The organism is Mycobacteriales bacterium (genome assembly GCA_036497565.1).
GTDB lineage: Bacteria > Actinomycetota > Actinomycetes > Mycobacteriales > QHCD01 > DASXJE01.
On sequence record DASXJE010000311.1, the window covers coordinates 1 to 22,531 of the forward strand.

General features: G+C 71.1%; 18 protein-coding genes. 10 read left to right on the plus strand and 8 right to left on the minus strand.

The window, feature by feature from the left end:
- Positions 1-479: 479 nt before the first annotated feature.
- Positions 480-1,244: a hypothetical protein gene (locus VGH85_23795; protein ID HEY2176842.1), complete on the plus strand. Its 765-nt coding sequence runs from the start codon at positions 480-482 to the stop codon at positions 1,242-1,244.
- Positions 1,241-1,447 (plus strand): hypothetical protein, encoded by a 207-nt coding sequence (locus VGH85_23800; GenBank protein HEY2176843.1) that lies wholly within the window; start codon positions 1,241-1,243, stop codon positions 1,445-1,447. Before VGH85_23795 ends, VGH85_23800 begins: the two co-directional genes overlap by 4 nt.
- Positions 1,448-1,451: 4 nt before the next feature.
- Here VGH85_23800 and VGH85_23805 read toward each other — a convergent pair whose 3' ends face one another.
- A complete protein-coding gene (locus VGH85_23805) occupies positions 1,452-2,489 on the minus strand; it encodes a DUF4037 domain-containing protein (GenBank protein HEY2176844.1) in 1,038 nt (345 codons plus the stop codon).
- Positions 2,489-4,243, minus strand: coding sequence for a proline--tRNA ligase (locus VGH85_23810; protein ID HEY2176845.1), 1,755 nt, complete (start codon positions 4,241-4,243; stop codon positions 2,489-2,491). The genes VGH85_23805 and VGH85_23810 overlap by 1 nt, the downstream gene beginning before the upstream one ends.
- A 226-nt stretch (positions 4,244-4,469) precedes the next feature.
- Here VGH85_23810 and VGH85_23815 point away from each other — a divergent pair, with 226 nt between their 5' ends.
- Both VGH85_23815 and VGH85_23820 read left to right on the plus strand, forming a co-directional pair.
- The gene (locus tag VGH85_23815) at positions 4,470-5,138 is read left to right on the plus strand and encodes a TetR/AcrR family transcriptional regulator (protein ID HEY2176846.1); all 669 of its coding nucleotides are present in this window, start codon (positions 4,470-4,472) and stop codon (positions 5,136-5,138) included.
- The gene (locus VGH85_23820; GenBank protein ID HEY2176847.1) at positions 5,135-6,667 is read left to right on the plus strand and encodes an MFS transporter; all 1,533 of its coding nucleotides are present in this window, start codon (positions 5,135-5,137) and stop codon (positions 6,665-6,667) included. Before VGH85_23815 ends, VGH85_23820 begins: the two co-directional genes overlap by 4 nt.
- A 5-nt stretch (positions 6,668-6,672) precedes the next feature.
- Here VGH85_23820 and VGH85_23825 read toward each other — a convergent pair whose 3' ends face one another.
- Both VGH85_23825 and lepA read right to left on the minus strand, forming a co-directional pair.
- Complete coding sequence (locus VGH85_23825; GenBank protein HEY2176848.1) at positions 6,673-7,347, minus strand: HAD-IA family hydrolase; 675 nt, start codon at positions 7,345-7,347, stop codon at positions 6,673-6,675.
- Entirely contained in the window at positions 7,344-9,170 is a 1,827-nt protein-coding gene (gene lepA, locus VGH85_23830; GenBank protein ID HEY2176849.1) for a translation elongation factor 4, read from the minus strand. Before lepA ends, VGH85_23825 begins: the two co-directional genes overlap by 4 nt.
- 205 nt (positions 9,171-9,375) lie before the next feature.
- Between lepA and rpsT the strand changes: the two genes are divergently transcribed.
- From rpsT to VGH85_23850, 4 genes are all read left to right on the plus strand, one after another.
- Positions 9,376-9,636: a 30S ribosomal protein S20 gene (gene rpsT, locus VGH85_23835; protein ID HEY2176850.1), complete on the plus strand. Its 261-nt coding sequence runs from the start codon at positions 9,376-9,378 to the stop codon at positions 9,634-9,636.
- 308 nt (positions 9,637-9,944) lie between these two features.
- Entirely contained in the window at positions 9,945-10,739 is a 795-nt protein-coding gene (locus VGH85_23840; GenBank protein HEY2176851.1) for a hypothetical protein, read from the plus strand.
- Positions 10,740-10,823: 84 nt separating this feature from the next.
- Positions 10,824-12,284 (plus strand): DUF2252 domain-containing protein, encoded by a 1,461-nt coding sequence (locus VGH85_23845; GenBank protein HEY2176852.1) that lies wholly within the window; start codon positions 10,824-10,826, stop codon positions 12,282-12,284.
- A 99-nt stretch (positions 12,285-12,383) separates the two neighbouring features.
- The gene (locus VGH85_23850) at positions 12,384-13,103 is read left to right on the plus strand and encodes a hypothetical protein (GenBank protein HEY2176853.1); all 720 of its coding nucleotides are present in this window, start codon (positions 12,384-12,386) and stop codon (positions 13,101-13,103) included.
- Between the two features lie 29 nt (positions 13,104-13,132).
- Here the strand turns inward: VGH85_23850 and VGH85_23855 are convergent, their stop codons facing one another.
- From VGH85_23855 to VGH85_23865, 3 genes are all read right to left on the minus strand, one after another.
- Positions 13,133-14,101, minus strand: a complete 969-nt coding sequence (locus VGH85_23855) for a DNA polymerase III subunit delta (GenBank protein ID HEY2176854.1) — start codon at positions 14,099-14,101, stop codon at positions 13,133-13,135.
- Positions 14,102-14,177: 76 nt separating this feature from the next.
- On the minus strand, positions 14,178-16,502 hold the full coding sequence (locus VGH85_23860; protein HEY2176855.1) for a ComEC/Rec2 family competence protein: 2,325 nt from the start codon (positions 16,500-16,502) through the stop codon (positions 14,178-14,180).
- The gene (locus tag VGH85_23865) at positions 16,499-17,422 is read right to left on the minus strand and encodes a ComEA family DNA-binding protein (protein HEY2176856.1); all 924 of its coding nucleotides are present in this window, start codon (positions 17,420-17,422) and stop codon (positions 16,499-16,501) included. Before VGH85_23865 ends, VGH85_23860 begins: the two co-directional genes overlap by 4 nt.
- A 283-nt stretch (positions 17,423-17,705) precedes the next feature.
- Here VGH85_23865 and VGH85_23870 point away from each other — a divergent pair, with 283 nt between their 5' ends.
- Both VGH85_23870 and VGH85_23875 read left to right on the plus strand, forming a co-directional pair.
- Entirely contained in the window at positions 17,706-19,331 is a 1,626-nt protein-coding gene (locus VGH85_23870; GenBank protein HEY2176857.1) for a hypothetical protein, read from the plus strand.
- Between the two features lie 29 nt (positions 19,332-19,360).
- Positions 19,361-19,729 carry a VOC family protein gene (locus VGH85_23875; GenBank protein ID HEY2176858.1) on the plus strand — a complete coding sequence of 123 codons (369 nt, stop codon included), beginning with the start codon at positions 19,361-19,363 and terminating at the stop codon, positions 19,727-19,729.
- Between the two features lie 4 nt (positions 19,730-19,733).
- On the opposite strand, the gene leuS is transcribed toward VGH85_23875, so the two are convergent.
- Positions 19,734-22,531: leucine--tRNA ligase (gene leuS, locus VGH85_23880; GenBank protein HEY2176859.1), on the minus strand; the 2,798-nt coding region annotated here is incomplete at its 5' end.

The window sequence follows — 22,531 nt, forward strand, 5'->3', positions numbered from 1 at the left end:
GATCCGCTTCCTCGACACGTCCGGGGTGCGGCCGGTGATCGATACCGAACTGCCGCTGGCCAAGGCGGCCGACGGCGTCGCCGCCATGCTCTCCGGTGACCCGGTCGGCAAGATCGTCTTCACCACCCCCTGACCGCTGCCCCTCCCCACCCCCGGCTCGGGCCCCGGCGCCCCATTCCGCTTGAACGTCACGTTCAAGCGCTCTATCCGCATCAACGTCACGTTGACGCGGAATGGAAGGCCGATGTCGGCGTGCGCCACGGGTGCCGGGCGCCACCCCCGCCATTCCGCTTGAACGTCACGTTCAAGCGCTCTATCCGCCTCAACGTCACGTTGATGCCGAACGGGGGCGCCGCAGTGAGGTGGAACCGGGCGTCCGGGCGATCGCGGCTGCGCCGTACGATCTTGTAGTAGGTCTGTAGTAGCAGCCGAGGAGGATCTGTGAGCGGACTGTCGTACGCCGGTAAGGACCGACGCCGGTGAGCGCCGTCTTCCTCGTCGCGGCGGTGTTCCTCGCCTGCGCCGTCGAAGCCGTCGAAGCGTTGACGATCGTCCTGGCCGTCGGCGTCACCCGCGAGTGGCGCTCGACGATGATCGGTGTCGGCGTCGCCGCCGTCACCCTCGCCGCGATCGTCGCCGCCCTCGGCCCGGCGCTGACCGTGATCCCGATCAACGCGCTGCGCCTGATCGTGGGTGGGCTGCTGCTCGTCTTCGGCCTGCAGTGGCTGCGGAAGGCGATCCTGCGCGCGGCCGGCGTCAAGGCCGTGCACGACGAGGCGGCGATCTACCAGCGCCAGATCGCCGACGCCCAGAGCGCGCAGCGAACCTCCGGCACCACCGACTGGTACGCCTTCACCGTCGCGTTCAAGGGCGTCCTCCTCGAAGGCCTCGAAGTCGTCTTCATCGTGCTGACCTTCGGCGCCAACCAGGGCAGCATCCCGCTCGCCGTCGTCGGCGCCGCGGCCGCGGTCGTGCTCGTGGTCGCCGTCGGTGTGGCAGTACGTGGACCGCTCGAGCGGGTCCCGGAAAACACCCTGAAGTACGTCGTCGGCATCATGCTCACGAGCTTCGGCGTCTTCTGGGGCGCCGAGGGCGCCGGCGCGCACTGGCCGGGCAGCGACGCGGCGATCCTGGTCATCATCGCGGTCCTCACCGTCACCGCGCTCGTCCTGACCCGCATGCTGCGCCGGCAGCAGAATCTTCCCGCCGGCCGGGTCGGGGCGGACCGGGAGGCCACCTCATGAGCCGGCGACTCGCCGCATTCGGAGCGTTCTGGTACGACTTCGTCGTCGGCGACGACTGGCGTCTCGCCGTCGGCGTGGTGATCGCGCTCGGGCTCACCGCCATCCTCGCCGCCGCGTCCGTGGCCGCCTGGTGGGCGACTCCGGTCGTGGTCGTCGTGCTGCTGGTGGTGTCGGTGACCCGCGCCGGCCGTCCCCCGCGCTGACCCCTCAGACCGGCCGGTAGACGCCGCGCAGCAGGGGTACGACGCCGGGCGCGGACAACACGTCGGTGGAGTCGGCGAACTGGTCGACCGAGCCGATCAGCGGCAGCGCCCGCAACGTCGGGTCGGATACCTCCGCGAGGCAGGCATCGACGAAGCGGTCGGCCATGAGTACCCGGAACGGCCGGTCGTAGTAGCCCCGGGTCGACGGGTCGACCGGCGCGGTCACGGCGGTGGCGTTGTGCCGGCGGGCCAGCGTCTCGTAGGCCTCCGCCAGAGCATTTTCGCGGGCCGGCTGGTCCCCGGCGTCCACGACGCGGTCGAGGATCGGCGCGAGCTCCGCGGCACCGGCGAGGCGGGAGAACGCCGTACCGAACCACTTGGCGTAAGGCCAGTACTGCCGCTCCAGCAGGAAGGTCAGGCGCATCACCTCGGTGACGAGCCGCGCTGCGATCAGCCTCGACCCCAGGCCGTCACCGACCTCGGCGGCGCGCCCGACGAACGCCTCCTCCTGGGTGATCCGCCGCCACTGACCGGCGAGCAGCCACAGCCACACGTCGTGCGGATACCAGCTGACGAGTTCGCGGACCCGCGCCACCTCGTGCTCGTCGTCGGCGTAGACAGCACCTCCGACGACCCCGAGCAGGCGCTGTTGCGGGAGCAGCAGCCAGTCGACCGGGTCCATCGGATCCCGCGGGTCGAGGCCGAGCTCCCCGCGCAGCCACCCGCTCAGCGTGGAGACCCCGATCCGGTGGTCGACGGCGGCGTTGTCCCACCCGTACCGGACCGGCCAGCCGCCGAAGGACTCGGGCAGACCGGCATCGACCGTCTTGCGGACGTCGCCGACCTCGGCGGCGTCGACGAAGATCTGCAGCCGGGGCCCCCACCCGTGGTCGGTCGACCGGGCGGTGTCGTAGCCGAGCACGTCCGACCCCCAGCCGAGCAGCGCCGCGGCGTGCGGCCGGTCGCCGAGCAGCGGCGCGATCACCTCGCGGTAGAACGCCTCGTTCAGGTCCCGCCCGGACCGGTGTCCGCCGCCCGTCATCACCGCTCAGCGTCCATCACCGCGGCGATGTGCTCCCCGACCGCCGCGATCGGTACGTCGTCGCTGGTCCCGCGACCCCGGTCGCGCAACTCCACCGTCCCGTCGGCAACCCCACGGCCGACCACCAGGATCGTCGGCACCCCGAGCAGCTCGGCGTCGGCGAACTTCACGCCGGCCGACACCGGCCGGTCGTCGATGATCACCCGCACACCGGAGTGGTCGAGGTCGGCGGCGATGCGTTCGGCGGCCTCGGCGACCTGCTCGTTCTTCCCCGCGACCACGACGTGCACGTCGGCCGGTGCGACTGCACGCGGCCAGACGAGACCGCGGTCGTCGTACCGCTGCTCCGCGAGCGCTGCGACCGCGCGGGAGACGCCGATTCCGTAGGAGCCCATGGTGATCCGGATCGGGGCACCGTCGGGCCCGAGCGCGTCGAGGGAGAAGACGTCGGCGTACTTGCGGCCGAGCTGGAAGATGTGGCCGATCTCGATGCCCTGCGCGACCACCAGCACACCGCCGCAGCGGGCGCACCGGTCGTCGGCGCGGATCGTGGCGGCGCCGATCTCGCCGTCCGGGATGAAGTCGCGGTCGCGCACGACGTCGGCGGCGTGCTGATCGCGCCGGTTGGCCCCGGTCACCCAGGCGGTGCCCGCGGCGACCAGCGGATCGACGAGGTAGCGCACGCCCAGTTCGCGCAGGATCTGCGGACCGATGTAGCCGGGCACGAGCCCCGGCTGGGCCGCCAGGTCGGCCGGCTCGGCGTAGGCGACCTCGAGCGGGTCGAGGCCGGCGGCCAACCGCTTCAGATCGACCTCGCGGTCACCCGGGACCCCGACCACGAGCAGCTCCCACTCCGGCTTGGTCGCGTGCCGGGTCTTGAGGACGACGTTCTTCAGCGTGTCGCCGGCGGTGAAGTCCCGGCCGAGGCCGAGCGCGTTCAGCCGCGCGACGAGGGTGTCGATCGTGGGCGTGTCCGGGGTGTCGAGCACGGCGGCGGCCGGATGCGCCTGCGGGTCCCGCGCCGCTGGGACGGCCACCTCAGCGGCTTCGGCGTTCGCGGCGTAGTCGCAGCCGGTGCACCGCACGAAGGTGTCCTCGCCGAAGTCCGACGGCGCGAGGAACTCCTCGGACGCCGAGCCGCCCATTGCGCCGGAGATTGCCGAGACGATCCGGTAGTCGAACCCGAGACGGTCGAAGATCCGGATGTAGGCGCCTCGGTGCCGCGCGTAGGACTCCCGCAGCCCGGCGTCGTCGAGGTCGAATGAGTAGGAGTCCTTCATGACGAACTCGCGGCCCCGCAGGATCCCGGCGCGCGGGCGGGCTTCGTCCCGGAACTTGGTCTGGATCTGGTAGAGGGCGAGTGGATAGTCCTTGTATGAGCTGAACTCACCCTTTACCAGGAGGGTGAACAGCTCCTCGTGCGTCGGCCCGAGCACGTAGCGCGCATCCCTGCGATCCGCGAGCCGGAACAGCAGGTCCCCGTAGTCCTCGTCCCGCCCGCTGTCCCGGTAGAGCTCGCGCGGGAGCAGGGCGGGAAGGCCCACCTCCTGCGCACCGATCGCGTCCATCTCCTCGCGGACGATCCGTTCGACGTTGGCCAGCACCCGGCGGCCGAGCGGCAGCCAGGCGTAGATACCGGGCGCGACCCGGCGGACGTAGCCGGCGCGGACGAGCAGCCGGTGGCTCGGTGTCTCGGCGTCGGCCGGGTCCTGGCGGAGGGTCCGCAGGAACAGCGTCGACATCCTGGTGATCACGGTGGTCCCCTCGTACGTCGACCCTCGCGCCGCCGGCCGGGAATGCCGACGATCCGCACGGGCTTGAAATCGAAAACTGTCACACCCTGATGGGAGCGTCGTCGCCGGGTCGAGGGAAATTTCCTGCGCTGTGACCCGCGAGATGGAAAAGTTAGTTGCGGCTCGCCGATCCGGCGTCTTACCGTGGACTAGCAAAACGAGACCGTTTCGTTTCTCCGGAGTCGGCATGCTGAACAGATCGTCACGTTCGTCGGGCGGCGACGCCCCGGGCCAGCAGGCGCCCCGGCCCGGTCGTCCGCTGGACCATTCCCGGGACGAGGCGATCCTCGCTGCCGCACTCGAGCTGGTCGGCGAGGTCGGCTACGACCAGACGTCGATGGACGCCATCGCCGCCCGGGCCGGGGTCAGCAAGGCCACGATCTACCGGCGGTGGGACTCCAAGGCACCGCTGGTCGTGGAGGCGGTGCGGTCCCGCCACCACGACACCCCTGTCCTCGTCGACACCGGCGACGTCCGCTCCGATCTGCTGGCCGGTGTCCGGGCGATGACGGCGTCGATCTGCCACGAGGACGTCGAGCTCATGGCCGGCCTGCTGGTCGCCATGCGGTCCGATCCGGAGCTGGCCGACCTGCTCCGGGAACAGATGATTCTCGGCAAGCAGGACGCCTCCCGAGCCTGGACGAGGCGATGTATCGAACGCGGCGAGTTGCCGCCCGACGCCGACGGCGATCTCTTCCACGAGGTCGCGCCGGCAATGGTGTTCATGCGGCTCCTGGTCTCCCAGCAGCCGTGCGACGAGGCGTTCACCGTGCGCATCGTCGACGACGTGTTGCTCCCCCTGCTCACCCGGTCCACCGGACACACCTCACCTGCGACGACAAGGACCTCGGAATGACCAACAACATCGATGCCGCTAACGCCGGCGGTCGACATCGCTCCGGCGCAGAGCCCGGCTCACGCCGCTGGCTCGCGCTCGCCGTCATCGCGGTGGCGCAGCTCATGGTGGTGCTCGACGCCTCGATCGTGACCATCGCGCTGCCGTCGGCACAGAAGGCCCTACAGATCTCCGACGTCAACCGGCAGTGGGTGGTCACGGCCTACACCCTCGCCTTCGGCGGGTTACTGCTGCTCGGCGGCCGGATCGCCGACTACGTCGGACGAAAGCGCACCTTCGTGATCGGGCTGCTCGGCTTCGCGGTCGCCTCCGCGCTCGGCGGCATCGCGCAGAACGCCCCCATGCTCTACGGCGCCCGCGCGCTGCAGGGTGCCTTCGCCGCGCTGCTCGCCCCCGCGGCCCTGTCCCTGATCACCGTGACCTTCACCGACGCCAAGGAGCGGGCCCGGGCGTTCAGCGTCTACGGCGCGATCGCCGGTGGTGGCGCCGCGATCGGCCTGATCCTCGGCGGCGTCCTCACCGAATACGCGTCGTGGCGGTGGTGCCTGCTGGTCAACACGCCGATCGCCATCGCGACCGCCATCGCGGCCGTCGCGATCGTCGGCGAGAGCCGGGCGCAGGGCAATACGAAGTACGACATCCCCGGCGTCGTGCTCGGCTCGGGAGGACTGCTCGCACTGATCTACGGGTTCACCGAGGCGGCCAAGGTCGGCGTCGGCTGGGGTGCCCCGCTGACCGTCGCGCTGCTGGCGCTCTCGGTCGTGATGCTGGTCGGATTCGTGGTGGTCGAGGCCCGCTCGGCCGAGCCGTTGCTGCCGTTGCGGATCGTGCTCGACCGCAACCGAGGCGGCTCGTTCCTCGCGTCGCTGCTCGTCGGGGCCGGGCTGTTCGCGATGTTCCTGTTCCTGACCTACTACTTCCAGATCAACCTGGGCTACAGCGCCCTGAAGACCGGGTTCGCGTTCCTGCCGTTCAGCCTCGGGATCATCTTCACCGCGGGGTTGGTGTCCAACATCCTGCCGCGCACCGGTCCGAAGCCGTTGATGGTGATCGGCACCGCCATGGCGACGGTGGGTCTGCTGACCTTCCTCGGCATCTCGGACACCTCGTCCTGGCTGACCCATGTGCTGCCCGGCGAGATCCTGATGTCGGTCGGCCTGGCGCTGGTCTTCGTCCCGCTGTCGAGCCTGGCGCTGCTCGGCGTCGGCAACCACGACGCGGGGGCCGCGAGTGCGGTGCTCAACACGACGCAACAGGTCGGTGGCTCCCTCGGCACGGCGCTGCTCAACACGCTCTACGCCAGCGCCGTGACGGGCTACCTGGTCGCCAACGTGCACGCGCCGTCGCAGCTCGCCGCGGAGAAGCCGCTGGCGTTCATCCACGGCTACCACGTGGCGTTCACGGCCGGGGCGATCCTGCTCGGGCTGGCCTGCGTCGTCATCGTCGTGCTGGTCAAGGCGGGGAAGGACGAGACGCCGACCGCCATGCCGGTGCCCGAGCCGGAGGCGGAGGCGGTGGGCAGCGCCTGACGGCGTCAGACCCCGCGAGTCCCTGACGACGGGCCGCCGGCCGCGATGAGTTCGATCGCGGCCAGCGGCCCGTCGCAGGTGTGGTCGGGTTTGAAGGCCGGCTGCTCCCAGGCCCGGCCGAGGTCGATCCACACCGAACGCAGGCCGGTGAGGACGGCGCCGCCGATGTCGGCCACCGGGTTGTCGCCGACCATCCAGGTGTCGACTCCGAGCTGTTCGCCGCAGGCCCGTGCGGCCCGGCGGAAGATCTCCGGATTGGGTTTGGCGACCTCCTCGACCTCGGAGATGGCCCAGCCGTCGACGATCCGGTCGAGCCCGGTGCCGGTGATCTTGTCCAGCTGCGACGGCGCGCCGTTGGTCACGATCCCGACCGCCCACCCGGCCGACCTCAGCCCGGCCAGCGCGTCGCGCACCGCCGGATCGCAGCGGTAGCCGGCGACGTAGGCCGGCGTGTAGGCCTCGGTGAGCTCGGCCACCGTCGGCGTCAGCCCGAGCCGCTCCCTGGCCATGGCGAAGAACTGCGACCGCGGTCGCAGGCCCGACTCGTCGATGTCGAGCAGATACGCCGACCCCCCGTCATCCACCTGGTGCTCGGCGGAGAAACCGCGGACCCACCGGGCGAACGCGTCGGCCCGGTCGCACAGCGTGTCGTCGAGATCGAAGAGGGCGAGCGGCCTCATCGCTTGGCCGCGCTGTCAGCGGTGGACAGTGCCGCGATGAACGCCTCCTGCGGCACCTCGACCCGGCCGACGACCTTCATCCGCTTCTTGCCCTCCTTCTGCTTCTCCAGCAGCTTGCGCTTGCGGGTGATGTCGCCGCCGTAGCACTTCGCGAGCACGTCCTTGCGCATCGCGCGGATGTTCTCCCGCGCGATCACCCGCGATCCGATCGCCGCCTGGATGGGAACCTCGAACTGTTGGCGCGGGATCAGCTCGCGCAGCTTCTGCGTCATCTGTACGCCGTAGGTGTAGGCCTTGTCCCGGTGCACGATCGCGCTGAACGCGTCGACCGGCTCACCCTGCAGCAGGATGTCGACCTTGACCAGGTCGGCCGGGGCCTCGCCGCCCGGCTCGTAGTCCAGCGACGCGAACCCGCGGGTGCGCGACTTCAGGGTGTCGAAGAAATCGAAGATGATCTCGCCGAGCGGCATCGTGTAGCGCAGCTCCACCCGGGACTCGGACAGATAGTCCATCCCCAGCAGGGTCCCGCGGCGCGACTGGCACAGCTCCATGATCGCCCCGATGTATTCACTAGGCGCGATCAGCATCGACGTGACCATCGGCTCGTACACCGTGTCGATCTTGCCGTCCGGCCAGTCGCTCGGGTTGGTCACGACCCGTTCGGTGCCGTCTTCGAGGACGACCCGATAGACGACGTTGGGCGCTGTCGAGATCAGTTCGAGGTCGAACTCGCGCTCCAGCCGCTCCCGCACGATCTCCAGGTGCAGCAGGCCGAGGAAGCCGCAGCGGTAACCGAAGCCGAGCGCGGTCGAGGACTCCGGCTCGTAGACCAGGGCGGCGTCGTTGAGCTTCAGCCGGTCGAGCGCGTCGCGCAGCAGCGGGTAGTCCGAGCCGTCCAGCGGATAGAGCCCGGAGTAGACCATCGGCTTCGGGTCGCGGTAGCCGCCCAGCGCGTGTTCGGCCGGACTGCGCGCGTCGGTGACGGTGTCGCCGACCCGCGAGTGCCGGACGTCCTTCACGCCGGTGATCAGGTAGCCGACCTCCCCCATCGACAGTTCCGTGGTGGCCTTCGGCTCCGGGGAGATCACGCCGATCTCGAGCAACTCGTGCGTCTCGGCGGTGGCCATCATCTTGACCCGCTGGCGGGCATCGATGTGCCCGTCGACCACCCGGACGTAGGTGATGACACCGCGGTAGATGTCGTAGATCGAGTCGAAGATCAGCGCGCGGGGCGGCCCGTCCGGGTCGCCGGTCGGCGCCGGCACGTCCCGCACGATCTGGTCGAGGAGTTCGACGACGCCCTCACCCGTCTTCGCGCTCACCCGGAGCACCTCGTCGGGCCGACAGCCGATGATGTGCGCGAGCTCGTCGGCGTAACGGTCCGGCTGGGCCGCCGGCAGGTCGATCTTGTTCAGCACCGGGATGATGTGCAGGTCGTTCTCGAGCGCCAGGTAGAGGTTGGCGAGGGTCTGGGCCTCGATCCCCTGCGCCGCGTCGACGAGCAGTACGGCGCCCTCGCAGGCGGCCAGCGAGCGGGACACCTCGTAGGTGAAGTCGACGTGGCCGGGCGTGTCGATGAGGTCGAGCACGTGTCCGCGCCAGGGCAGGCGCACGTTCTGCGCCTTGATCGTGATGCCGCGCTCACGCTCGATGTCCATCCGGTCGAGGTACTGCGCCCGCATGTTGCGGGCCTCGACGATGCCGGTCACGTCGAGCATCCGATCGGCCAACGTCGACTTGCCGTGGTCGATGTGGGCGATGATGCAGAAGTTCCGGATGACGGTCGGGTCGGTGTGCGACCCGGTCTGCGCAGCGGAGGTCACGGGTTCCATCTCGTCGGTCGGAGAGTCCGCCACCATGGTCGCACGGACGTCGGGCCGTCCCGGCGAGCGCAGCGTTCCGGACAAGTAGGCTATCTGGGGCAGCGCTCGCTTTTGGGTGACCCGTCCGCCGGCTGCTATCCTTGCTCCTCGGCGCGGCACGTGTGCGCGCCATGACCATCCCAGACCATCTGACCGAGGCTGCCGCGTGGCGAATATCAAGTCCCAGATCAAGCGCATCAAGACCAACGAGAAGGACCGGCTGCGCAACAAGTCGGTCAAGTCCTCGTTGCGGACCGCCGTACGCCGCTTCCACGAGGCCGCGGCGGCCGGCGACGCCGACGCCGCCCGGACCGCCGAGCGGCGGGCCGCCCAGATGCTCGACAAGGCCGCCAGCAAGGGCGTCATCCACAAGAACCAGGCGGCCAACCGCAAGTCCGCGATCGGCAAGCGGGCTGCCTCGCTGTAAGGCACATCCGCTCCACCGGCGCCGTCCCCCATCCGGGGGCGGCGCCGTTCTGCGTCCCGCGCTACCCACGGGGATCAGGTGCTGTCCGACCGCCCGCAGGACCCGGACGGCCGGAGGGCCGGGCCGGCTCTTGCCGAGATGCGAGGTAATGGGGCGTCTTCCTGCGGCGGCTGGATTGTGCGTGATTGTCTGACCCTCGTGGGAGTCGCGGCGGCTGGTCGCGTCCCGTGCCGACCGGCTCCAGACCAGCCCTGCTGAAGCCGGCTAGGCAGGCGGCCGGGGCAGCGGAGTCGGGAGGAACTTGCCGGATGTTCCTGTCGCTGGTCAACGCGGTGCCGATCGGCGTGCTGGTCGCGATCGTCGTGGTCTTGGTCGTCGGCCTTGTTTTACTGGGTGTCCGGCTGGTCAGGCGATTCGTCCCTGCCACGAGAGACGGTTTCGACGCCGAGGTCTCGTCCCAACTGCTCGGCGTCGTTGCCACCCTTTTCGGACTGTTGCTGGCCTTCGTCGTCGTGATCACGTTCCAGGCCTACGGTGACGCAGGTGCGACCTCGCGCCAGGAGGCCGGGGGCATCGCCCAGATCGTCCGCGACAGCCAGGCCTTCTCGCCGGCTGACCGGGCAGCCGTGAGTGCAGCATGCGGAGAATACGTCCGAGCCGTGGTCGACGACGAGTGGCCGCAACTGCGCAACGGTGGCAGCAGCGCCCGCGCAGCGGCCGCGATCAACAACCTCTACCGGGCCATGCAGCAGGTGAAACCGACCACCGCAGCAGGGTCAGCCTTCTACGAGGACGCCGTGGGAGGCCTGAACGACGTCCTTTCCGCCCGCCGCAGCCGGCTCGCTGATGCGGAAGGGGGCCTGTCCGCGCCGATAGTCGGGCTTATTGTGCTCGGCTCGGTCGTCATCCTCGGGTACACCAGCCTCGTCGGCTCGCGAAGCGCCTTCTTCCACACCGTCGGCGCCGGCGCGATCGCCCTTCTGATTGTCTTCTCCCTCGTCGTCCTCATCGCCTACAACTACCCCTTCTCAGGCAGCCTGGCGATCGGCACGACTCCCTATCGCAGCGGCATCCTCGCCCAGTACTTCCAGCACCACCCATAGGAAGGGAGCGTCCTATCACCCTCTTGGGGTGAGTTAGGCGGGCGGCCTCCCGCGTTACGGTCTGGTCGCGGAGGGGAGCCGGTGATGAGTATTCCGACGGCAGGTGCCCCGCCCAGACGTCGGGTTCACTATCACCTCGAGTCGGGCCTGGAGCAGATGAGCCGGGCGGAGCGTGTCGCACGGGGCAAAGTAGCGCGGGCGGCGGTCCCGCGGGAAACTCATGCGTTCTTCGAACCGCGGCCGGACCGGCCGGATCCGGTGGGACTGCTCGAGGATCAGGCGAAGTCGCGGCTACCGGAACTGGTGCCCGTCCGCCGGGGCCGGATGATGCTCTCCCCGTTCACCTTCTTCCGCGGCGCGGCGCTGCCGATGGCCAGCGATCTGGACAGCACTCCGGTTGCCGGGCTGGCCGTGCAGGCGTGCGGGGACGCGCACCTGTCCAACTTCGGCATCTTCGGCTCCGCGGAGCGCCGCCTTGTCTTCGACGTCAACGACTTCGACGAGACAACGCCCGGGCCGTGGGAATGGGACGTCAAGCGGCTGGCCGCCAGCCTGGAAGTCGCCGGGCGGGAGAACGGGTTCGGCGGCAGGGACCGCCGCGCGGTGGTGATGGCCGCCGTGGCCAACTACCGGCAGGCGATGCGCGCGTTCGCCAGGATGACCAATATGGAGGTCTGGTACGCGGACGCGGACATGGACGAGCTCCGGACCGAGTTCGACCCGGAGATGAAGGCGCGGCAGCGCAAGATATGGGACAAGAGCATTGCCAAGGCGCGGACCAGGGACAGCATGCAGGAAGTGGCCAAGCTGTGCCACGTCGCGGGTGGTCGGCCGCGGATCGTCTCGGACCCGCCGCTGTTGGTGCCGGTCGATGAGCTGATGCCCGAGGCGCGGGACGCGGCCGCGTTCCAGGCGCAGCTGGCCGGCCTGATCGGCAAGTACCGGCGGACGCTGGAATCCGAACGGCGGCATCTGCTCGAGCAGTACGAGTTCACTGACATGGCCCGCAAGGTCGTCGGTGTCGGCAGCGTCGGGACCCGCTGCTGGATCATCTTGATGCTCGGCGCCGACCACTCCGATCCGCTTTTCCTGCAGGTCAAGGAAGCCGAAGAATCTGTGCTCTGCCGCTTCGTCGGCGCCGGCAGGTTCGCCAACCAAGGGCAGCGGGTGGTCGCGGGCCAGCGACTGATGCAGGCGACCAGCGATATCTTCCTGGGCTGGCAGCGTATGGACGTCGGGCTGGACGGCAAACCCCACGACTACTACGTCCGCCAGCTGCGGGACTGGAAGTACACCATGCCCATCGAGTCTCTGAGACCGCGCGGCATGCGGATCTACGGCGAAGCCTGCGGCTGGACGCTGGCCCGCGCGCACGCCCGCTCCGGCGATCGGATCGCCATCGCCGCCTACCTCGGCGGCTCCGACGTCTTCGACAAGGCCATCGCGCTGTTCGCCGCCGCGTACGCCGACCAGAACGAACGCGACCACCGGTCCCTGGTCGACGCCGTCGTCTCCGGGCGGCTCATCGCCGAACGCGACATGTGAGATCCGGGTGCGCTGTCATCGGGCGATGGAGACTCGGCTTTCTCCTAGGGCTGTTCCCCACTGACTTTTCAGTGCTACCGGCCGGAGGGGGGTGCGCAGATGGCAGAGGGACTAAACCCGATCGAATCCGGTAAAAAGCTGCATGAACACGGCGAGGCGCACAATCAGTCGACCGAGGGCAAAGACGGTCACGATCGATCTGCCAACCACCGGGTCATCCAGATCTGCGAGGCCGCGCTGCTCGCGGTCGTCACGATCACGGCGGCCTGGGCCGGCTACTCAGCGGCACGGTGGGGCACGGCATCGCGCGTCGATATCGCTCAGTCCTCCACGCTGCGCAACCTCGGTACCCGGGCAGACCTGAGCGCGCTGTCCACCCGAAACTTCGACTCCTCGACCTTCGACGCGTGGTTCACCGCGTTCACCCTGAACAGCCCGCAGAAGGAAGCGGTCGCGGAGAACCGCTTCCGGCCCGGGTTCCGGGTCGCCTTCAAGGCGTGGCTGGCGACCGACCCGCTGCACAATCCGCATGCGCCGCCCGGCCCGACCTACATGCCGCAGTACAAGCTCGCGGCCCAGGAGAAGGCCAATGCGTTCGACAAGGCGGCGACCGCGAAGTTCGAGGCGGGCAACCATGATGGGCTCGTCGCCGACAACTATGTGCGCATCACGGTTTTCCTTGCCGCCGTGCTGTTTCTGGTGGGCATCGGCAGCTCGTTCAGGCTGAACGGTGTCCGCTACGGGCTCATCACCGTCGGTTCGGTGCTGCTGGTTTTTTCGGTCGTGCTGATCCTTCGACAGCCGGGGCTTCCGAGCTGACGCCTGGCTGGTCCGACTGAGCGGGACGGCTAGGCGCGGCTGCGCCGGGCCGCGCCGATCCGGCGGATGGCCTGCTCGAGCGCGTAGGACGGGTCGGCCGCGACCCCCTTGACGTCGGCGTTGGCGTCGGCGACCACCCCGAGCGCACGGGTCAGCCCGCCCTCGGACCAGCCCCTGGCCTGGCTCAGCGCGCGCCGTACCTTCCACGGCGGCAGCCCCAGGGTCCCGGCCAGCGCGTAGGGGTTGGCGCGGCCGGCCGAGCTCACCCGGGCGATGGTGCGAACACCATCGGCGAGCGCGTCGGCGACCAGGACGTGCGCGACCCCGATCGACAGCGCCCAGCGCAATGTCTCGAGCGCCCCGCCGACATCGCCGACCACGGCCCGGTCGGCGACCGAGAAGCCGGAGACGTCGGCCCGGCCGCGGTGGTAGCGCGCCACCGCCTCGACGTCGATGTGGCCGCCGGCGTCGAACACCAGTTGCGCGCACGCGGCGGCGAGCTCCCGCAGGTCGCCCCCGACGGCGTCGAGCACCGCGGCGGCGGCCGACGGCGTGATGGTGGCGCCGGCCCGGGCGATCTCCCCGCGGACGAAGTCGATCCGCTCCTCGGCGCGGGTGACCCGGCGGCACTCCACGACATCGGCGTCGGCGGCCCGCATCGAGTCGACCAACGCCTTGCCGCGCGCCCCGCCCGGGTGCACGACGACGAGGCTGATCGTGTCGGCCGGGTCGGCGAGATATCCGGTGAGTGCGGCGAGGGCGTCGGAGCGCGTCTCGTGCGCACGTTCGACGACGACCACGCGGCTCTCCCCGAAGAGCGACGGGCTGAGCAGGTCGAAGACGTCACCAGGCTCGATCGAGCTGCCGAGCAGGTCGCGGACGTCGCAGCCGGGATCGGCGGCCCGGGCCTGCGCGATCGTCTCGGCCACCGCGCGGGCCACCAGCAGCTCCTCGTCACCGAGGACGAGACGGAGCCGGGGCGGAGCGGGCGCGGTCACGGATCCATCGTGGCACGGGCCGCCGACGACCTGCGCCGTCGGGCACCGGGCCGGTCCGGCCCGGGCGGAGACCCGGTCACCGGGGCAGTCCGGCAGGGGTGTGGGTCACGACGACCAGCCGGCCCTGCTGCACGCAGAACGCGACGTCGCCGTCCCGGTCGGTGCGCAGCACCCGCATGCCGAGCCCGTCCAAGGCGCTCAGCAGGACCCGGGCCGGCAGGCCGTAGTCGTTGCCCGCGCCGACCGAGATGACGCCGACCCGCGCACGGACCGCCGCGAGGAACTCGCTGTCGGAGTACGCCGATCCGTGGTGCGGCACCTTGAGCACGTCGGCACGCAGATCGAGACCCGAGCGCAACAGTGCCCGCTGCGCGGCGATCTCGGCGTCGCCGGCGAGCAGGACGGTGTGGCCGCCGATACGGGCCCGGAGCACCAGCGACGAGTTGTTCGGATCCGATCGCGTGCCGTGGTAGGCGATCTCCGGGCCGAGCACCTGCAATTGCACCGCGCCGATCTGCCACGTCCGCCCGACGGAGGGCTGCCCGACCGTCACGCCGCGGCTCGCGGCCGCGCCGAGCAGGTCGTGCCAGGCCGGCGCCGGCTCGTCGAGCGGGCCGGTGACGATCGCGCCCAGTCGCCGCCCGCGCAGCGCTCCGGACAGGCCGCCGACGTGGTCGGCATGCAGGTGGGTGATCACCAGCAACGGGATCCGGTCGACATGCAACCGGCGCAGGCACCCGTCGGCCAGTGCCGGATCCGGCCCGGTGTCGACGACGACGGCCGCGCCGGGACCGGCATGGAGCACCAACCCGTCGCCCTGCCCCACGTCGCAGGCGACGAACAGCCAGCCCGGGGGCGGCCAGCCAGGAGCGACGACCCGCACGGGGACCGCGATCAGCGCCGCGCCGAGCGTGGCCGCCAATGCCGCCCGCCGCGCCGACCGGGACCGGGCGAGCAGGGCACCGCCGTAGAGCAGCAGGGCGAGCAGCACGGCGCCGCGGGCGCCGGCAGGCCAGCCCAACGCCGCGTCCGGGACGCCCGCGCCGTGCTCCGCGACGCCGACGATCCACCGGACCGGCCACCCCGCGAGCCAGGCCAGGGCACCGGCGACAGCGCCGGAGAGCGGAGCCGCGACCGCCGCGAGTACGCCGAGGACGGTCGCCGGAGCCACCGCCGGTGCGGCCAGCAGGTTGGCCGGGATCGCGACCAGGCTGACCCGCCCGCTCACCGCCGCGATGAGCGGCGCGGTCGCCAGGTGGGCGGCCGCCGGGACGGCCAGTGCCTGCGCCGCCAGCGGTGGTACGCCGCGCGCGACGAGTGCGGCCGACCACACCGGCGCCACCAGCAGCAGAGCGCCGGTGGCGACCACCGACATCGCGAAGCCGGCCGACCGCGCCAGATCCGGTGACACGAGCACCAGACCGAGCACCGTGGCCGCGAGCGCCGGCAACCCGGCCCGGGTCCGTCCGGTCGCCAGCGCGACCAGCGCGAGGCCACCCATGGCCGCCGCCCGCAGGACGCTCGGCGACGGTCGGGCGAGGACGACGAACCCGAGCAGTGCGAGTCCGGCGGCGACCGCGGACGTCCGTGGCCCGATCCGCACCGCGCGGAGCAGAACCAGCACCGCGCCGGCGACGATCGCGCAGTTGGCGCCGGAGACCGCGACGAGATGGGTGAGCCCGGTGGTCCGGAAGTCGGCCTCGAGGGACGGGTCGAGCCGCGACACGTCGCCGACCACGAGTCCGGGCAGCAGGCCGCGCGGACCGTCGGGCAGGCGCTGAGCAGCCCGGCGCAACCCGGCCCGAAGCCGCTCGGCCGCCCGCTGCACCAGCGACGGGGGTCCGACGTCGTGCGGCGGCCCGCGGGCGGAGATGGCCGCCACCGTCAGGTCGCCAGCCAGCGGAGGAAGGAGCCGGCCCTCGACGGTGACGTGCTGGCTCGGGAGCAGCCTGCCCCACCCGGCTGCGGGCGCCAGGACGAGCACCCGACCGGATAACCGCCAGCTCCGCTCCCCGGCACGCGCCTCGCTGACCCGCGTGGCCAGCGCGACCCGGCGCTGGCCGCCGGGCCCGCCGGCGATCGGCTGCGGATCCTCGGCCACGACGACCCGCAACCGGGCGTCCTGCCGGTCGCGGGCGAGCCCGACCAGAGGTGACGCGTCGCGGGCGGCGACCCGCACCCCGACCGCGACGGCGGCCGCGGCGATGCAGCCAAGGGCGAGCGCGAGTGCCGGTCCGCCCCGCCACGGCGCGACGAACGCGGCGACCGTGCCCGCCCCGGCCGCCGCGGCCAGCCAGAACGAGACGGCGGGCGACACCGTGAGCCCGAGCCAGGTGATCAGCCAGCCGGCCAGCGCGGCGGGGACGAGCCGGAGGTCGACCGCCGTAGCGGCCGGTTTCACACCGTCACCTTGCTCTCGAGAGCGGCGAACTTGACGTCGCCGATCCCGCCGACGTCCCGGAGCTGGTCGATGCTGCGGAACGGCCCGTGCGCCGTCCGGTAGTCGAGGATCTTCGCTGCGGTGACCGGGCCGACCCCGGGCAGCGCGTCGAGTTGATCCACGGTCGCGGTGTTGAGGTTGACCGGAGCGTCCGGGGCGGCGGTCACACCGGCGCCGGCCGCGGCGGGCGCCGTCGAAACCGGGTCGGGCGTGGCGCCGGGGACTGCGACCAGCACCTGCTCGCCGTCGGAGAGCCGGCTCGCGACGTTGAGCAGCCCGATGTCGGCGCCGGGCAGCACCCCGCCTGCTGCGGCGATCGCGTCGGCCACCCGGTCTCCGGCGGGCAACCGGACCAATCCGGGCCGGCGTACCTTGCCGGCCACGGCGACGACCACCACCGAGGGGCTCGTCGGGCCGGTCGGCACCGCCCCGCCGGGGGGTTGCGGGGCGGCGCCGCCGGCGGCTGCCGAGGCGAGGTCCGAGCCGGCGGGATCGCCGGGGGTCACGGCATCCGCACCGGCCGGTCCGCCGGGGGCCGCACTCGCCCGGGACGTGGCGTCGACCGCCACCACGCCGACCGGCTGGGCGACCGGCCGGGCGCGCCAGACGAGCACTCCCGCCACGAGCGCGGCGAGCAGCGCGACGGCGACGACGGTGCGGGCACCGGGTCGACCGGGGTCCATCCGGGCCCGTCGGAGCGTCTCCGGCAACCACCGGGCGACCGCACCCGCCGGGCGGGGGTCACCGGCATCGCGATGACGTCCGACGACCCGACCGGCGCCGTCGTCGGCACCGGCGACGGATTCCGATCCGGTGCCGTCACCATCGGCACCGTCGGCACCATCGGCCGGAGCATCCCCCTCGACGACCCTGTCGTCCACATCGACACCTTTCTCCGCCCGTCGGCCGTCGACCGCGTGCCGCGGCCGGCGTTGCGCGGCCGCCGGCTCCCCGGCCGATGGAGCCGGGTCGGCGTACGGGACCCAGCCGGCCGGCCGGATCGCCGACAACCGATCTGTCGCGGCCGCGGTCTGTCTGCGGGCCGATCGTGTGCGCGGCATCCGGAAGACCACGCGACCGACGCTAGGTCGCGAACCCGGCCGATCGGCGTGCCGACGTCGATCTGTGGACGACCCGCATTCCTGTGGATGGTTGGATTGACACGTGACCAGGGCGGGACCAGGACAGCCGACTGCACCGACCCGGCTCCCGCCGCAGCCGGCGGCCGGCGGGGCGGACGCCTGGCGAATGCTCCGGCAGAAGCACGCGGTCCGGGCGGTCGGCGCCGCGACCGTGGTCGCCGTGGCTCTGGTGATCGTGTGGCTGGTGCTGCCGCTGATGGGCACCGATCTGTCGGCGCAGGTCGAGCGCGCACAGTTCTTCGCCCGCCACGGGCTGCGGCCGATCGACTTCGGGTGGTACGGCGGAACGAACCAGTTCGGCTACAGCCTGGTGTCGCCCGCGGTGATGGCGACGATCGGGGTCCGGCTGACCGGTGCGCTCGCCGCGGTCGGTGCGGCGATGGCCTTTGCCGCAATCCTCGCCCGCACCGGCGCGCGCCGGCCGGTCCTCGGCGGTGTCGTCGGAGCGGTGTGCATCACCGCGAACCTCGCGAGCGGCCGCATCACCTACGCGCTCGGCCTCGCCTTCGGGCTGGCCGGCATCCTGGCGCTGACCGACCGCAACCCGCGACGCCGCCTCATCCTCGCGTCGATCGCCACGTTGCTCGCCTCGTCGACCAGTCCGGTCGCCGGACTCTTCGTCGGGCTGGCCGGCGCTACGCTGCTGCTCACCGGCCGTCGACGCGAAGGACTCGTGCTCGGGATCAGCGCCGTACTGCCGATCCTGGTCGTCAGCGGGCTGTTCGGCGAGGGCGGCTGGATGAACATCAGCCGGGCCGACGCGGTGCACGCGGTGGTGCTGAGCCTCGTGGTCCTGCTTCTGGTCCCGCATCGTGTGGTCCGGGTGGGCGCGGCGCTGTCGGCGGTCGGCGTGCTCGCCGCCTTCGCGATCCACACTCCGGTCGGGCTCAACGCGATCCGGCTCGCCGTGATGTTCGCCGTACCGCTCATCGTGGCTCTCGCGCGGGGACGCCTCGTCGTCATCGCCGTCATCGGGGCGCTGCTGGTGTGGTGGCAGCCGCCGGTGATGACCGGGGATCTGCGCGACGACGGCAACCCGACCGCGAGCGCGGCGTACTACACACCTCTGCTCACCGAACTCGACCGGCTCCCGCCGGCGGGACGCGTCGAGATACCACCCACCCGCGACTACTGGGAGGCCGACTACGTCGCCGCGCAGGTACCCATCGGGCGCGGCTGGCTGCGGCAGATCGACATCGACCGCGACCCGCTGTTCTTCGACGGCCCGGTGAGCGCCGACGCCTACCGGCACTGGCTCGACATCAACGGCGTCAGCTACGTCGCGCTCTCCGACGCCACCCCGTCGTGGGTCGGCACCTCGGAGGCGGCGGTGATCCGCGGCCGCCCCGGCTTCCTGCACCCGCTCTGGCACGACCAGCACTGGACGCTCTACTCCGTGCTCGGCGCTCCGGGCATGGTCGACCCGCCGGCCAAGTTGCGCGCGGCCACCCAGACCGGGGTCACCGTCTCGGTCGGCCGCCCTGGCCTGATCAACCTTCGGGTGCGGTTCAGCCGCTGGCTGACGGTCGACCATGCCGGGGCGTGCATCGAACCGGGCAGCCATTGGAGCGTGCTGAAGGTGACCACTCCGGGCACCTACCAGGTCAGCAGCAGGCTGCAGTTCGGCCAGCCCGAGCGGTGCCCCTGAGGGGCGTTCCGAGGCGCTACGGTGCACCGATGACGTCACAGCTCGGCCTCATCACCTTCGACAGCGTCGACGCCGCCCGGCTGGCCGGCTTCTGGGCCGCCGTATTCGACTGGCCCGTGCAGCATGGAGCCAGCCCGGCCATGGCGATGGTCGCCGATCCGAGCGGCGACACCGCGCACCGGCTGCTCTTCCTCGCGGTCCCCGAAGCCAAGCAGGCGAAGAACCGCTGCCATCTCGACCTGCGGCCGACCGACGGCGACGTCGACCGCGAGGTCGCCCGGCTCGAAGAGCTGGGCGCCACCACGCTCTACGAGAAGGTGGAGTACGGGACGCGGTGGCGGACCATGCACGACCCCGACGGCAACGAGTTCTGCATCGGCGGTCCCGCCGAGGAGTAGTCCGTCAGCCGACGACGAAGTTGACCAGCCGGCCGGGTACGACGATCACCTTGCGCAGCGTCGCATCCTGCAGATGGTGGGCGATCCGCTCGTCGGAGCGGGCCGCCGACTCCATCGCCGCACGGTCGGCGTCGCCCGGGATCTGCACCGTGGCACGGACCTTCCCGTTGACCTGGACGGCGATCTCCACCGTGTCCTCGACCAACCACTGCGCGTCGGCCTCCGGAAACGCCTGCCAGGCAAGCGATTGCGCGTGTCCCAGCCGCGACCACAGCTCCTCGGCGATGTGTGGCGCCAGCGGGGCCAGCAGCAGCACCATCGGCTCGGCCACCTCGCGCGGCACCGGCCCGGACGGGTACTTCTGCGTCAGATGGTTGGACAGCTCCGTCACCCGGGCGATCGACGTGTTGAACCGCAGCGTCTGCATCCCGTCGCGAACCGCGGCGATCGTCTTGTGCAGGATCCGGCGGGTGTCGTCGCCGACGCGGTCGTCGCTCACCCGTAGGTCGCCGGTCTCCTCGTCGATCAGGTTCCGCCAGACCCGCTGCAGCAGGCGGTACATGCCGGAGACCGCCTTGGCGTCCCACGGCCGGCTCTGATCCAGGGGGCCGGTGAACATCTCATACAGCCGGAACGTGTCCGCGCCGTACTGCTCGATGATCCCGTCGGGCGTGACCACGTTCTTCAGGCTCTTGCCGATCTTGCCGAATTCCCGCCGGACCGGCCGCCCTTCGTAGGTCAGCTCGCCGTTGCGGTCGACGACCTCGGACGCCTCGACGTAGAACCCGCGCTCGTCGGCGTACGCCGGCAGTTGCACCATGCCCTGGTTGACCAGCCGGTGGAACGGTTCGCTCGAGGACACGTGGCCCAGGTCGAAGAGCACCTTGTGCCAGAAGCGGGCGTACAGCAGGTGCAGCACCGCATGCTCGGCACCGCCGACGTACAGATCCACGCCGCCGGGATCACCGGGCGAACGCCCGCCCATCCAATAGCGCTCCAGCGCCGGATCGACCAGCCGCTCGGTGTCGTCGGGGTCCAGGTAACGCAGTTCGTACCAGCAGGAACCCGCCCAGTTGGGCATGGTGTTGGTGTCGCGCCGGTAGATGCGCGGGCCGTCGCCCAGATCCAGCTCAACCTCGACCCATTCCTTCGCCCGCGACAGCGGCGCCTCCGGTGTGCTGGTCTCGTCGTCGTCGGCGAAGGTCTTCGGCGAGTAGTCGTCGACCTCGGGCAGGGTGACCGGCAGCATCGAATCCGGTACGGCGTGCGGCAGGCCGTCCTCGTCGTAGACGATCGGGAACGGCTCACCCCAGTAGCGCTGCCGGGAAAACAGCCAGTCCCGCAGCTTGTAGGTGATCGCGCCGCGACCGTGGCCGCGTTCCTCCAGCCACGCGATGATGCGTTCCTTCGCGTCGTCGACCGCCAGGCCGTTCAGGTCCGGAACGCCGTCGACCGACGAGTCGATCGCCGGTGAGTTGATCGCCGGACCCTCGCCGGTGTAGGCCTCGCCCTCCCAGCCCTCCGGCGGCGCGACCGTCCGGACGATCGGCAGCCCGAAGACCGACGCGAACTCCCAGTCGCGCTCGTCCTGCCCCGGGACGGCCATGATCGCGCCGGTGCCGTAGCCCATCAGGACGTAGTCGGCGACGAAGACCGGAATCCGGTCGCCGGTCACGGGATTGGTCGCGAACGAGCCGGTGAAGACGCCGGTCTTCTGCCGCCCCTCGGTCTGCCGTTCCATCTCCGAGCGGCGACTCGCGGCGCTCCGGTAGGTGGCGACCGCCTCGGCGGGAGTTGCCGCACCGCCGGTCCACGCCTGCGGCGTCCCCTCGGGCCAACTGTCCGGCGTCAGGCGGTCGACCAGCGGGTGCTCGGGCGCCAGCACCATGTACGTCGCGCCGAACAGCGTGTCCGGCCGCGTGGTGAAGACCTCGATCGGGTCGGCCTCGGTGGGGAAGCCCACAGTGGCACCGGTCGACCGGCCGATCCAGTTGCGTTGCATCAGCTTGATCGACTCGGGCCAGTCGATCCCGTCCAGGTCGGCGATCAGCCGGTCGGCGTACGCCGTGATGCGCAGCATCCACTGCCGCAGCGGGCGGCGGAACACCGGGAAGTTTCCGCGTTCGGACCGGCCGTCCGAGGTGACCTCCTCGTTGGACAGCACCGTGCCCAGGCCCGGACACCAGTTGACCGGCGACTCGTGCACGAACGCCAGGCGGTGGGCGTCGACGACCTGGTCGCGCTCCTTGTCCGACAGCTCAGCCCACGGCCGGCCGAACGGGTTGCTGCCCGCCGCCGGCGCCCGGCTGCCGTCGTCGAAGTCGGCGATCAGTTCCTCGATCGGGCGGGCCCGATCGGCGTCGACGTCGTACCACGACCCGAAGATCTGTAGGAAGATCCACTGGGTCCACCGGTAGAAGCCCGGATCGATCGTCGAGACCGACCGCCGCCGGTCGTGGTCCATCCCCAGCCGGCGTAACTGCTGGCGGAAGATCTCGATGTTGGCCTCGGTCGTCACCCGGGGATGCTGCCCGGTCTGGACGGCGTACTGCTCGGCCGGCAGCCCGAACGCGTCGAAACCCATGGTGTGCAGGACGTTGTGCCCGTCCATCCGCTGGAAGCGGGCGTAGACATCGGTGCCGATGTAACCGAGCGGGTGGCCGACGTGCAGGCCCGCCCCGGACGGGTACGGAAACATGTCCATGATGTAGGCGTGCGGCCGGATCGCTACCCGGTCGAATCCGTCGGCCAGCGGGCCCTGCGGATTCGGCGCGTTGAACGTCCCGTCCTCGGCCCAACGAC